The organism is Comamonas sp. BIGb0124, from assembly GCF_003752175.1.
GTDB lineage: Bacteria > Pseudomonadota > Gammaproteobacteria > Burkholderiales > Burkholderiaceae_C > Comamonas_F.
In genome coordinates this window covers 944416-958466 of record NZ_RJVF01000009.1, presented here as the reverse complement: position 1 = coordinate 958466, position 14051 = coordinate 944416, and the positions used below count along the sequence as shown (strand labels likewise).

At 66.2% G+C, this 14051-nt stretch carries 8 protein-coding genes; 2 read left to right on the top strand and 6 right to left on the bottom strand.

The window, feature by feature from the left end; genetic code table 11:
* Positions 1-67: 67 nt before the first annotated feature.
* Positions 68-2938 carry a 2-oxoglutarate dehydrogenase E1 component gene (locus tag EC845_RS10495; protein ID WP_123297871.1) on the bottom strand — a complete coding sequence of 957 codons (2871 nt, stop codon included), beginning with the start codon at positions 2936-2938 and terminating at the stop codon, positions 68-70.
* A gap of 326 nt (positions 2939-3264) precedes the next feature.
* Here EC845_RS10495 and EC845_RS10490 point away from each other — a divergent pair, with 326 nt between their 5' ends.
* Positions 3265-3840 carry a YggT family protein gene (locus EC845_RS10490; protein WP_123297870.1) on the top strand — a complete coding sequence of 192 codons (576 nt, stop codon included), beginning with the start codon at positions 3265-3267 and terminating at the stop codon, positions 3838-3840.
* A 36-nt stretch (positions 3841-3876) separates the two neighbouring features.
* On the opposite strand, the gene EC845_RS10485 is transcribed toward EC845_RS10490, so the two are convergent.
* Positions 3877-5001, bottom strand: coding sequence for a DNA topoisomerase IB (locus tag EC845_RS10485; RefSeq protein ID WP_123297868.1), 1125 nt, complete (start codon positions 4999-5001; stop codon positions 3877-3879).
* Between the two features lie 199 nt (positions 5002-5200).
* Here EC845_RS10485 and EC845_RS10480 point away from each other — a divergent pair, with 199 nt between their 5' ends.
* Positions 5201-6613 carry a GntP family permease gene (locus EC845_RS10480; RefSeq protein WP_123297866.1) on the top strand — a complete coding sequence of 471 codons (1413 nt, stop codon included), beginning with the start codon at positions 5201-5203 and terminating at the stop codon, positions 6611-6613.
* A gap of 33 nt (positions 6614-6646) precedes the next feature.
* Here the strand turns inward: EC845_RS10480 and EC845_RS10475 are convergent, their stop codons facing one another.
* From EC845_RS10475 to EC845_RS10460, 4 genes are all read right to left on the bottom strand, one after another.
* Positions 6647-8539: a propionate--CoA ligase gene (locus EC845_RS10475; protein ID WP_123297865.1), complete on the bottom strand. Its 1893-nt coding sequence runs from the start codon at positions 8537-8539 to the stop codon at positions 6647-6649.
* Between the two features lie 121 nt (positions 8540-8660).
* The gene (locus EC845_RS10470) at positions 8661-9659 is read right to left on the bottom strand and encodes an alpha-E domain-containing protein (RefSeq protein ID WP_123297863.1); all 999 of its coding nucleotides are present in this window, start codon (positions 9657-9659) and stop codon (positions 8661-8663) included.
* 111 nt (positions 9660-9770) lie between these two features.
* Positions 9771-11204, bottom strand: coding sequence for a circularly permuted type 2 ATP-grasp protein (locus EC845_RS10465; protein ID WP_123297861.1), 1434 nt, complete (start codon positions 11202-11204; stop codon positions 9771-9773).
* 116 nt (positions 11205-11320) lie between these two features.
* Complete coding sequence (locus tag EC845_RS10460) at positions 11321-13966, bottom strand: DNA internalization-related competence protein ComEC/Rec2 (protein ID WP_123298097.1); 2646 nt, start codon at positions 13964-13966, stop codon at positions 11321-11323.
* Between the last annotated feature and the right edge of the window lie 85 nt (positions 13967-14051).

The following is a 14051-nucleotide window of genomic DNA, read 5'->3' as shown; positions in this document are numbered from 1 at the left end:
ATGTGTCGTTACGTTTATGTAAAGCAAAGCGGAACCGGGCATAGGCCGGTTCCGCTCGTCTCCTGTTTTACTTGGTCAGGATGAAACCCTTGAGCTTGGCGAAGGCCGCATCGGTCAGGGCCTTTTGCTGCTCTTGGTGCAGGTGGGCATAACCGACGGCCGGCGATGCCGAAGCCGGACGGCCGGCGTAACCCAGGCGCTGGCCTTCGGACAGCGTTTCATGGATGTAGTGCTGCACGAAGAACCAGGCACCCTGGTTCTGGGGTTCGTCCTGCGTCCACACCACCTCGGTGAGGTTGGGGTACTTCTTGAGCTCGGCGGCGAACGCCTTGTGCGGGAAGGGATAGAGCTGCTCGACGCGGATGATGGCCGTGTCGTAGTCCTTCTTCGCTTCGCGTGCCTTGACCAGGTCGTAGTAGACCTTGCCCGAGCAGGCAACCACACGCTTGACCTTCTTGGCATCGATGTCGCCGAAGACTTCGCCGATGACGGTCTGGAAGCTGCCGTCGGTGAACTCGGACAGCGGCGACGTGGCGTCCTTGTTGCGCAGCAGCGACTTGGGCGTCATGATGATCAGCGGCTTGCGCAGCTGACGCACCATCTGGCGGCGCAGCAAATGGAAGATCTGGCTGGCGGTGGTGGGCTGCACCACTTGCATGTTCAGATCGGCCGACAGCTGCATGAAGCGCTCGAGGCGAGCCGAGCTGTGCTCGGGGCCCTGGCCTTCGTAGCCATGGGGCAGCATCAGCGTCAGGCCGTTGACGCGGCCCCACTTCACTTCGCCCGAAGCGATGAACTGGTCGATCACGACCTGGGCGCCGTTGGCGAAGTCGCCGAACTGGGCTTCCCAGATCACCAGGGTGTTCGGATCGGTCGAGGCGTAGCCGTATTCGAAGCCGAGCACGGCCTCTTCGGACAGCAACGAATCGATGACGACGAACGGAGCCTGGTTCTCGGCCACGTTCTGCAGCGGGATGTAGGTGCCTTCGTCGAACTTCTCACGGCTCTGGTCGTGCACGACCGAATGACGGTGCGTGAAGGTGCCGCGGCCGCAATCCTCGCCCGACAGGCGGATCGGATAGCCGCCGGCCACCAGCGAAGCGAAGGCCATGCTCTCGCCCATGCCCCAATCGACGTTGATCTCGCCGCGGCCCATGGCTGCACGGTCGTTGTAGACCTTCTTGAGCAGCGGGTGCGGCGTGACGCTTTCGGGAATGGTGGTGATGCGTTCGGCCAGACGCTGCCACTCGGCCACCGGAATGGCGGTGTCGGCGGCATCGGTCCACTTCTTGTTGAGGAAGGGGCTCCAGTCGACGGCGTACTTGTTCTTGAAGTTGGTGAGCACCGGATCGACCGTGTGCTTGCCTTCGTCCATGGCGGCACGGTAGGCCTTGACCAGGTCGTCGCCCAGCGTTTCGCCCAGGCCCTGTGCGGCCAGCTTGTCGGCATAGAGCTTGCGGGTGCCGGGGTGGGCCGCGATCTTTTTGTACATCAGCGGCTGGGTGAGCGAAGGCGTGTCTTGCTCGTTGTGGCCCAGCTTGCGGAAACACACGATGTCGACCACGACTTCCTTGCCGAAGGCCATGCGGTACTCGACCGCCAGTTCGGTGGCCAGCGCCACGGCTTCGGGATCGTCGCCGTTGACGTGCAGCACGGGGGCTTCGTTCATCTTCACGACATCGGTGCAGTACAGCGTCGAACGGGTGTCGCGCGGATCGGACGTGGTGAAGCCGATCTGGTTGTTGATCACCAGATGCACCGTGCCGCCCGTGGTGTAACCGCGGGTTTCGGCGAGCGCCAGCGTTTCCATGACCACGCCCTGGCCAGCAAATGCCGCGTCGCCGTGCACCAGCACGGGCAGCACTTGTTTGCCCTGGGGATCGCCACGACGGTCCATGCGGGCGCGCACCGAGCCCTCGACCACGGGGTTGACGATTTCAAGGTGGGACGGATTGAAGGCCAGCGACAGGTGCACCGGGCCGCCGGGGCTGGACACGTCGGAGCTGAAACCCTGGTGGTACTTCACGTCACCGGAGGGCAGATTCTCCGGCGCGGTGTGATCGAACTCGGAGAACAGATCCTTGGGCGCCTTGCCCAGGGTGTTCACCAGCACGTTGAGGCGGCCGCGGTGGGCCATGCCGATGACGATTTCCTGCACGCCGCGCGAGCCGGCCTGGCGGATGATCTCGTCCATCGACACGATGAAGCTTTCGCCGCCTTCGAGCGAGAAACGTTTCTGGCCGACGTACTTGGTGTGGAGGAAACGCTCCAGGCCTTCGGCGGCCGTCAGGCGTTCGAGCAGGCCCTTCTTGCGTTCGGCGGAATACTGCGGCTTGGTGCGCGTCGTTTCCAGCTTTTCCTGCCACCAGCGCTTCTGGGCCTGGTCGGTGATGTACATGTACTCGGCACCGATGGTGCCGCAGTAGGTCTCGCGCAGGGCGTTGAGCAGCTCGCGCAGGGACATCGTGTCCTTGCCGAAGAAGGTGTTGCTCGTGTTGAAGACGGTTTCGAGATCGGCGTCGGTGAAACCGTAGAAAGACGGTTCGAGTTCCGGAATCGAAGGACGCTCGCGGCGCTTGAGCGGATCGAGATCGGCCCAGCGCACGCCCACGTTGCGGTACGCGGCGATCAGTTGCTGAACGGCGGTGCGCTTGCGGCCCAGTTCCGAATCGGCACTAGCGACCACGACCTTGTTGTAGCCCTGCTTGGCGCGGTCCGCAAAGGCGTTGACCACCGGCAGGTGAGGCACGTCGCGGGTGTCGCTGCCGTCTGCAGCGGGAACGTGCTGCAGCGCGTCGAAATACTCGCGCAGATGCTCGGGCACGCTGCCCGGGTTATCCAGATAGTTCTCGTACATTTCTTCGACATAGGGCGCATTGCCGCCGAAGAGGTAGGAACTGCCATTGAAGGCATCGTAGACCTTGTTCGTCTCACTCATTTTTAACGCTGACTTTCACTTCCCTGTGGGAAGCTGTAGCTGGTTAGTAAACCTTCCGCGACACGGCTTCACCGGTTAGCGGATTGCGACTGTGGCTAGGGAAGGGCCAAGTAATAATGCGCAGTCATTGTGCCACCGAACATCCCTACACGTCGTCGGGAGTTGCACCAGTCTGCTCAAGTTTCCACACATTCGACACACTCGGATCGCCAAATGCCGTCCAGAGTTCCCCCCACCCACCCCGTGAAAACCCTGATCCGCCCTTTTTTGGGCGCGATCCACCCACCTGGCGGCCGGCCGCGCAGGCCTCCGGCAAAATAGCGCCCATGTTGATCCAAATCCTCTCCCTGATCCTGAATGTGGCCGTGGGCCTGCTGGCCGGCGCCTGCCTGCTGCGGCTGTACATGCAATGGACGGGGACGCCTTTCTACAACCCGATCGGGCATCTGGTGCTGTCGCTGACCAATTGGGTGGTGTTGCCCTTGCGCCGGTTCATTCCGGCTCTCGGACGCCTCGACACGGCCAGCCTGGTGGCGGCCATGCTCATGAAAGTGCTGCAGCATCTGTTGCTGTCCGCGCTTCTGGGCGGCCTGATGGGCGCAGCCACGCCGCTGGCCGCTACCCTGGTGATGGCCCTGTTCGATCTGCTGGCCCTCGCGCTGAGCCTCTGCACCGCCATCCTGATCGCCTCGGTCATCGCCTCGTGGCTGCGCACCGATCCGGCCATCAACCATGTGCTGCAGCGTCTGGCGGCTCCCCTGCTCGATCCCATCCGTCGCTGGCTGCCGACTCCCGGCGGCCTCGACCTGTCGCCGCTGGTGGCGCTGGTGCTGATCCAGATCCTCTCCATCGTGCTGGGCTATCTTCAGGACGGCGTGCTGCGCAGCCTGGTGGTCGGCTGAAGCCCGCCGGTCACGTACACATGGGGGGCCGCGCCCTCACCCGCCCGCCGCAGAAGCCACCCGACCGCCTTGCGCGAGAAAAACCAGCAGCCGGCGTTCCGCTGCACTGAGGCCGCGCGGCGAGGTGCGTGAACCCAGGGTGTCCCAGATGCCCTCCAGGGCCGGGTCGTCCGACTGCAGCAGGCGTGTGCCCAGCGCCATGATTTCCGGATGGACATAGGCCTTCCGGCAAACCGCCGGTGTATTGCCCAACTGACTCGCCACCTTCTTCAGGATGGCCATGGCGGCCATGTCCTTGCGGGCCGTTTCCGTCCGGCAGGCCAGCCGGGTCAGCTCGAGCGCCAGCACCGATCCATGCCAGGTGCGGAAATCCTTGGCGGTGTAGCCGTCCCCGCCGGCCTCCGCGAGATAGTCGTTGACCTGCCCGGAGTCCACCGCGTGGCTCGCGCCGTCCTGTCCTTCGTAGCGGAAAAGCTCCTGGCCAGGCAGTTGCTGGCACCGCCGGACCAAGCGCGCGATGCGGGGATCGTCGACCCGTGCACTCTGCTCGACGCCGCTCTTGCCCCGAAAGCGCAAAGTCAGCTGGCTGCCCTCCAGCTTGGCATGGCGCTGGCGAACCGTGGTCAGGCCGTAAGAGCCGTTGCTGGCGACGTACTCCTCGTGCCCCACCCGCATGAACGTGGTGTCGAGCAAGTGCACGAGTGCGGCCACCACGGTCTGCCGGTCGGGCACGCTCAGACGCGCGCCGGCCTGCAAGTCCCGCTCCACCTGCCGCCGTATGCGCGGCAGCGCCCGGCCAAAGGCCTCCAGACGTTCGAACTTGCCGGCATCGCGCAGCCGGCGCCAGTCGGCGTGATAACGGTATTGCCGTCGCCCCTTGGCGTCGAGCCCGGTCGCCTGCAGGTGGCCGTTGGGCAAGGGGCAGATCCAGACCTGCGTATAGGCCGGCGGGATCGCCAGACTGCGGATGCGCGCGAGCACCGCCTTGTCCTGCAGCCGGCGCCCGGCGGCGTCGCGGTAGCCGAACGCCCGACCATGACGCACCCGGGTCAGTCCCGGCATCGCGGCATCGACATAGACCAAGCCCATGGGCAAGCGCCGGGCATGGGCCGGGCCGGCGGATGTCGGAGGTCTTGCGGCGGGTCTTGCTACGGATGGCATGGGCAGACTGTCCGATGCCTGGCCGCCCCTCCCTGTAGGAAACGGGACGCGAATGCGGTGGGACTTCTGCGACTCGGTTTGCTGCACCACAGCAGAAACACAATCCCCGTGTATAAAACACCGTGCCCGGCACCCGGTGCACGACGGCACGCCCGCCTGCCATTCGCTCTATCCCCAACCCCACAGGAGACACCCGCCCATGGCCAGCACAGCCGCCATTCTCGTTTCGCTTCTTTTGCTGATGTTCCTGGCCTATCGCGGCGTCACCGTGCTGCTGCTGGCGCCGCTGATGGCGGCGCTGGCGGTACTGCTGTCGGGCGACGTGGCCTTTCTGCTGCCGATCTACACGCAGACGTTCATGAGCGCACTGGGCAACTATGTGCTGCAGTTCCTGCCCATCTTCCTGCTGGGCGCACTGTTCGGCCAGCTCATGGCGGATTCCGGCGCGGCAGAGGCCATCGCCCAGTCCATCGTCCGGCGGCTCGGCCACCGCCACGCGCTGAGCACGGTGGTACTGGCCTGCGGCGTGCTCACTTACGGCGGCGTCTCGCTGTTCGTGGTCGCTTTCGCGATCTATCCGATTGCCCGCGAACTGTTCCAGTCCGCCCAGATCCCCAAACGGCTGGTTCCGGCCGCCATCGCGCTCGGCTCGTTCACCTTCACCATGACGGCCCTGCCCGGTACGCCGGCCATCCAGAACGCCATCCCCATCCCCTACTTCGGCACCAATGTGTTCGCGGCACCGGGCCTGGGCATCATCGGCGGGCTGATCATGCTGACCGGCGGCCTGTGGTGGCTGCAGTCGCGCGCGGCGCGGGCTCGTGCAGTGGGCGAAGGCTACGGCGAACACGACGAGACCAAGGCCCAGGCCGGCAGCGCGGGCAACGATGCACAGGGCTCGGCCGCGGCCCCCATGCCGCTGCCGCTGGCCCTGCTGCCTCTGGTGCTGGTGATCGCACTCAACGCCCTGTTCACCTACGGCGTGTTCGCGGGCATGAACTTCGATGCCATGCGGGAACGGTTCCCCAACGTCGATCCCGCCAAGGTGTCGGGTCTCTGGGCCCTGATCATCGCCCTGACCGGCGCCTGCACCGTGCTGGTCCTGCTGCGCCTGCGCCATTGGCGCAATCTGCGTGAGACCATCAACAAAGGGGTTTTCGGCTGCATGCTGCCCCTGTTCAACACCGCCTCCGAAGTCGGTTACGGCGCGGTCATCGCCGGTCTTGCGGGCTTTGCGCTGATTCGCGATGCCGTGCTCAACGTGGCGCCGAACAATCCGCTGATCTCGGAAGCGGTGGCCATGAATGTGCTGGCGGGCATCACGGGTTCGTCTTCGGGCGGGCTGAGCATCGCGCTGCAGACGCTGGGCAGCGACTACCTGCGCATGGCCCAGGAAACCGGCATCAGCCCCGAACTGCTGCACCGCGTGGCCGTGATGGCCGCCGGCGGCTTCGACACCCTGCCCCACTGCGGCGCCATCATCACGCTGCTGGCCATCTGCGGGCTCAACCATCGCCAGTCCTATCTCAACATCGCGGCAGTGACCATGCTGTTCCCGTTCATCGCGCTGGTGACGGTGATCACCCTGGGCACGCTGTTCGGCAGCTTCTGACGCATCGCCGACCAAACGCGGCCGCAACGCCGCTCAGGCTTCCAGACGCGCGCGGAGGTGCTCGATCACGGCGGGATCTTCCAGGGTGGTGAGGTCGCCCGGCTCACGTCCCTCGCAGATCGCCTGGATCACCCGGCGCAGCATCTTGCCCGACCGCGTCTTGGGCAATGCCGACACCAGATGCACGGCACGCGGCCGCGCCAGCGCACCGAGATGGCCGTCCACCCGCGCGCCGATCTCGCGGACCAGCTGACTGCCGCCGGTGTCGCCGAGTTCGCTCAGGGACCGGCGCGGCACGACGAATGCCAGCGCAGCCTGGCCCTTGATCGCGTCCTGAACGCCGACGACGGCGACCTCGGCCACGCCGGGGTGGCCGGCGATGCTTTCCTCGATCTCGCGGGTGCCGAGGCGATGGCCGGCCACGTTGATGACATCGTCGGCACGGCCCAGGATGAAGTAGTAGCCGTCCGCATCCCGCGTGGCGTAGTCGAAGGTGCTGTACACCTGCCGTCCCGGAATGCTGTGCCAGTACGTCGCCTCGAAACGTGCATCGTCCTGCCACAGGGTCTGCAGGCAGCCCGGCGGCAGCGGTCCTTTGAGGGCCAGTACGCCTTTCTGCCCGGGCTCGGTGAGTTCCTCGCCGCTGGCCGGATCGAACAGGGCGGCGTCGTAGCCGTACATCGCGAATCCCGGGCTGCCCAGCCGGCCGGGCGAGGAATCGACGCCCTGGGCGATCGTCAGGATGGGCCAACCGGTCTCGGTCTGCCAGTAGTTGTCGACCACAGGCACACCCAGGCCTTCGCCTATCCATTGCGCCGTGGGCTCGTCGAGCGGCTCGCCGGCCAGGAACAGGCGCTGCAGGCTGGACAGGTCGTACTCGCGCAGCAGGGCGGCATCGTGCTTCTTCAGCACCCGGATCGCCGTGGGTGCGCTGAACATGTGGGTGACACGGTAGCGTTCGGCCAGGCGCCACCAGATGCCGGCATCCGGATTCACGGGCAGCCCTTCGTACATCAGCGTGGCCATGCCGGCGATCAGCGGGGCGTAGACGATGTAGCTGTGGCCCACCACCCAGCCGATATCGGACGTACAGAAAAACACCTGCCCGGCCCGCGCATCGAAGATGTGGCGCATGCTCGCGGCCAGTGCCACCGCGTAGCCTCCGGTGTCGCGCTGCACGCCCTTGGGCTTGCCGGTGGTGCCGCTGGTGTAGAGCGTGTAACTGGCATGGGTGGCATCCACCCAGGCGCAGGCGACCTCCGCACCGGCCAGTTCGTCGCGCAACGCAGCGTAGTCGTGGTCGCGACCGGGCATGCGCGACATGGGCGCCAGCCCGCGGTCGACCAGCAGCACCTGCGCCGCCGACCCCGACAGCGCCAGGGCTTCGTCGAGCATGGGTTTGTAAGGCACGATCTTGCCCCCGCGTGAACCCGCATCGGCGCTGACAATGGCGGCCGGCTGGGCATCCGAGATGCGCGTCGCCAGGCTGCCGGCGGCAAAACCGCCGAAGACGACCGAATGCAGCGCACCGATGCGGGCACAAGCCAGCATCGCAAAGGCGGCCTGCGGCACCATGGGCATGTAGATGAGCACCCGGTCGCCCTGCCCGACCCCCAGCCGCTGCAGGATGGCGGCCATGCGCTGCACTTCGTCGTGCATCTGCGCATAGGTGTAGGTCTGCTCCTGCCCGGTTTCGGTCGAGACGTAGATGAGCGCGGGCTGATCGGCACGTTCGGCGAGGTGCCGGTCGATGGCGTTGTGGCACAGGTTGGTCAGGCCGCCGGCGAACCACCGGGTATGGGGCGCACGGCTGTCGTCGCACACGCTGTCGAAAGGCCGATGCCAGTCGATCAGCGCCGCCTGCTCCCGCCAGAAGCCGTCGCGGTCGACCAAGGACCTGCGGTGAAAATCCGCATACGCCACCATACCTGTCTCCTTGTCTTGTTCAGGAGACCATGGTCGGCCGGGCGACTTGCAGCGCGCTGACAAGCGCCTGACGCACCGCCTCAGGATTACCCTGAGCCGGCGCGCGGTGCTCCTCGGCGCCTCAGTCGACGACGGGAATCAGGAAGTCCTTGCTGATGCGACCGCCCAGGTTGTTGACCCGGTCCAGGAACTGCGTGAGGAAACCATGCAAGCCGGACGCCAGGATCTCCTGGATCGAGGCGTACTGCAGGTCGGCGCGCAGCTTGCCCGAGTAACGCTGGGTCTCGGCCGACTGTTCGTTGGCCAGCACCTTGAGGTTGTCGTCGACCTCGATCAGGCAGCTCAGCAGCGAGCGCGGCATGTCGGGACGCAGGATGAGCAGTTCGGCAACGCGCTCGGGCTTGATCACATCGCGATAGACCTTGCGGTAGACCTCGAAGGCCGAGACGCTGCGCAGGATCGAGCTCCAGTGGTAGAAGTCAAGCTCCTGTTCGCTGTCGAGCTCGACATCGGCGGACTGCGACTGGCTTTGCGAGCCGCTGGTCTTCACGCCCTCGATGGGCAGGGCATGGAACTTGACGTCGATCAGCCGCGCGGTGTTGTCGGCCCGTTCGAGAAACGTGCCGATGCGCATGAACTGGAAGGACTCGTCCTGCAGCATGGTGCCCAGGGTCACGCCCCGCGAAAGGTGCGAGCGGAACTTGACCCACTCGAAGAACTCGGCCGGATCGCGTTCGATGTCGTCCTCGCGCAGCATGCGGCGCAGTTCGAGCCAGGTCTGGTTGGCCGTCTCCCAGGCTTCGGTGGTGAGGCTGCCGCGCACGGCCCGTGCGTTCTCGCGTGCGGCGCGCAGGCACGAGGCAATGGACGACGGGTTGTTCTCGTCGCGGATCATGAAGTCCATGACATGGCGCGGGGTGACTTCCGTGCCGTATTTGGCGGCGTAGCCGGGCAGCAGCTCGCTGATGCCCAGCGCGCCTCGCCAGCCGGCCTCGGCGGCACTGGCCGACTGCGGCAGCAGCGAGGTCTGGTAGTTGACATCGAGCATGCGCGCCGTGTTTTCGGCCCGCTCGGTGTAGCGGGACATCCAGAAGAGATGGTCAGCCGTGCGTGACAACATAAGGATGGGCTTTCGTAGAAGAAGGCGCGTGCTGGGCCGCGCCGTTCGCGCAAGGGAGTGTGGCGTGTTGGACGGAGGGTGTCGTCATGACGTGCGGCGTGCGGTGCGGACTCAGGACTCCAGCACCCAGGTGTCTTTTGTTCCACCACCCTGAGAGGAGTTGACGACCAGCGACCCTTCCTTGAGCGCCACGCGCGTCAGGCCGCCCGGCACCATCTGCACCGTCTTGCCCGACAGCACGAACGGCCGCAGGTCGATATGCCGGGGCGCGATGCCCTGCTCGACGAATGTGGGGCAGCTCGACAGGCTGAGCGTCGGTTGCGCGATGTAGTTGTCCGGACGCGCCTCGACGATCTTGCGGAACTCCTCGATCTGCGCCTTGGTCGAGGCCGGGCCGACCAGCATGCCGTAGCCGCCCGCGCCGTGCACTTCCTTGACGACCAGGTCCTTCATGTTGGCCAGGATGTACTTCAGATCGTCCGCGTTGCGTCCCATGAACGTGGGCACGTTGCTGAGGATGGGTTTCTCGCCGAGGTAGAACTCGATCATCTTGGGCACATAGGGATAGATGGACTTGTCGTCTGCAATGCCCGTGCCCACGGCATTGCACAGCGCCACGTTGCCGGCCTTGTAGGCCCGCATCAGGCCCGGGCAGCCCAGCGTGGAATCGGGGCGGAAGACTTCGGGGTCCAGGAAATCGTCGTCCAGGCGGCGGTAGATCACATCGACCTGGCGCGGACCGCGCGTGGTGCGCATGTAGACAAAATCGTTCTTGACGAACAGATCCTGCCCCTCGACCAACTCCACCCCCATCTGCTGGGCCAGGAAGGCATGCTCGAAATAGGCCGAGTTGTACATGCCCGGGGTCAGCACCACGACCGTGGGCGACGCGGTGTTGGGCGGCGCAGAGGCCTGCAGCGTCTCGAGCAGCAGATCGGGATAGTGCGCGACGGGCGCAATGCGATTCTGCGAAAACAGCTCGGGAAAAAACCGCATCATCATCTTGCGGTTCTCGAGCATGTAGCTCACGCCGCTCGGGACACGCAGGTTGTCTTCCAGGACGTAGTACTCGCCCTCGCCGGCCGCATTGGGTGCCCGCACGATGTCGATGCCCGCAATGCTGGAGTAGATCTGGTTGGGCACGTCGACCCCGATCATCTCGGGACGGAACTGCGTGTTGCCCAGCACCTGCTCCTTGGGCACCAGGCCGGCCCGCAGGATGTCCTGGTCGTGGTAGATGTCGTGCAGGAAACGATTGAGCGCCGTGACCCGCTGCGCCAGGCCCCGCTTCATGGTTCGCCACTCGGCGGCGGGAATGATGCGGGGGATCAAGTCGAAGGGGATCAGGCGCTCGGTTCCCGACCCGTCCTCGTCCTTGTCGCCATAGACGGCAAACGTGATGCCGACCCGACGAAAAATGACTTCTGCCTCATCCCGCCGGCTGCGCATGACTGCATCCGTCTGGTGAGCCAACCAATCACTATAGTTTTTATAGTGACCCCGGACCACCTCGTTGTGGTCGCGCATTTCGTCGAACTTTTGCATTGATCGCTACTCCTGTGCGAAAGCATAGCAATATCCAGGCCTGGGAACGGCGCTCGTGCACCGGCTTTTTTGTCGTCCGCCATGCGCCTCTCCTGTCGGCAAGGGGCCATCGAGGATCAGGGCATGCCGACATGATGCCAGTAGCGAAGCACGGTTTCACGTTCGCAACGACCTGTTGCGGGCCGATCCGACCGCCAGAGCCACGCGCCGCAACGCGCTGTATCGACGATCTCGACCCCTTGTGCCCGGTAGCGTGCCACGGCATCGGGAGCCGGATGACCATGCCGGTTGCGATAGCCTGCCTGGGCAACGGCCCAGCGCGGCTGCAGTTGCGCCAGAAACGCCGGCGACGACGAATGGCGGCTGCCGTGGTGCGGCATCGTCAGCCCGTCGACACGCCAGTCCGCCCCTTGCAGGACCAGCAGTTCGCGCTCCTGTGCCACACCGATGTCGCCGGGCAGCAGGACCTCGGCGCGGCCGTTGCCGACCTGCAGCACACAGGACATGGCATTGGCCTCGTGTTCGGCCCGCGCATCGTCGGGTTCTTCGGGATAAAGCACACGAAAGTTCACACCATCCCATTGCCAAGATTGGCCGCGACGGCACGGCACCCCGGCGCGCTGGCGATGCAGCGCAAAGCCGGAGGCGGCCGAACCCAGCCAATCGGCCTTTGCATGGGCCTGCAGCACAGCCGCTGCGCCGCCGGCATGGTCGATGTCGGTGTGGCTCAGCAACAGGCGGTCGAGCGCCAGGCCGCGGGCCTGCAGGTAGGGAAGGACGATGCGCTGGCCGGCATCGCCCTGCTTTCCGATGGGCGGGCCGCTGTCGACCAGCAGAACATGGTGCGCAGTCCGCACGACGATCGCCTGCCCCTGACCGACATCGAGCGCAACGACCTCGAATTCGCCCTCTTTTGGTGCAGGCCATTGCCACAGCAGCAAAGGCAATGCCCAAGGCAGGAACAGCAGTCGCCAGCGCCAGGGCCACGGCAGGACCGCGGCCGCGCCCGCGATCACGCCCAGCACGGCGATCCACAGCGGCCGCGCCGGAATCGACCAGGTGGCCCAGGGCCAGGCGGCAAAAAAAGCCAGCGCACGCATCATGGCGTCGATGAGCACGGCGTCGAGCGACCACAGCCAGGGTACGGCAACCCCCAGCAAGGCCAGGGGCAGCACCAAAAACGAGACATAGGGGATGGCAGCGAGGTTCACCAGCAGTCCCACCAGCGAGGTCTGCTGGAACAGCAGCAGGCTCAGCGGGGCCAACGACAGCGTCATCCGCCATTGCTCGCGCGAGACGGCAACCAGGGGCGCCGCCAGGCGTCCGAGGCGTGCAAACCGGCGGACGACGGGTGCCCCCATCGGTGCAACGACCTGTCGCGCCTCGGTGAACAGCACGCCGACGGCGACAAAACTCAGCCAGAAACCGGCCTGCAGCAGGGCCCACGGATCGGCGGCGACGATGACGGCCATCGCCGCCGTCCAGATCATGGGGCGGGGCCAACGCCCACCCGACAGGCGCAGCAGCGTCACCAGGCCCAGCATCCAGATCGTGCGCTGGGCCGGCACGCCCCAGCCGCAGAACAAGGCGTAGAGCGTGGCCAGCAACAAGCCGCCCAGCGCGGCCGCGACCGGCGCGGACATTCGCCGCGACAACCAGGCCGAGCGCCGCCAGAGGCGGCGCAGGCCCTGGACGGCCAGCCACGCGAACAGCGTGATGTGCAGACCCGAGACCGCGATCAGGTGGGAGATCCCGGTGTCGCGGAAAACATCCCAGTCCTCGGCAGCGATCGCCCCCTGGTCTCCCAGGACCAGGGCAGCCAGGATCCCGCTGGAGCGCCGCAGCGCTTCGTCGTCGCCGAGCGCGGCCCGCTGCTCGATCCGGTCCCGAACCTGCTGCCGCCACCGGTCGACCCACCGGCCCTCCGGCTGGCCCAGTTGCACCGGCTGCAGATCGAGCGGACCGTCGCGCACGCTGCCCTGGGCCAGGATGCCGCGCTCCCATGACCACAGCTCTTCGTCCCGTCCGTGGGGATTGACGTAGCCGTGCGGTGCCTGCAGCCGGACAGCCAGCCGCCAGCGCTGGCCGGCACGCATGTCGCGCGTCGAGGGGGGTCGGGATCGCTGCGCCGTTGGAAGATTGTCCGGCTCGGCGGACTCGCCGGCCTGCCGCTCGCCGGTCGCGCCCATCGTTGTTTCGGCCGGGCGCCCGGCCGATCGGGCGCCTGATCGCTTCTCGGGCCGAGGCGCATACCAGGCCAGCATGAGCCGGGGCGGCACCTCGACCGCCGGGCCGGCGACCGACGAATCGCCTGCGGAGGCCGATCCGGCCGCCGCACGCGGCTGGAGCTGCGTCGCGTGCTCGACCGCCAGGACAAAACGCCAGGAGCCGTCGGGCGTACGGCGCGGCAAGTCGTCGATGCGCCCGGTCACGAGCAGATCGCGCCCTTCGAGCTCGGGCTGCAGGACGCCGGCATGGCGGACCGTGGCACGCCATCCCACCTGCGCCATCGACACGGTCGCTGCCACGGCCAGCCACAGCCAGCAGACGCCCGGCAGGCGTCCGGCGCGCACGGCGAGGACCAGCGCGGCGCCGGCGCCGACGCATCCGATGCCGAGATAAGTCGTATCCGCCCACAGCCGGGCCTGCTGCATCTGGACGGCGGCGCCCAGCACCCAACCGATCAAGGCAAAGAACAGCCGGCCACCCACTGGGCCTACCGCCAGGTCCGAACCATGCCGTGTTCGAGATGACACGGCCATGAAAAGCAGCGTGCAGGGCACAAAAGCTCTGCGACTATGCCGTGCAATGGCTCAGCTCTTGCTAGCATGTCGTCACCGACTGTCC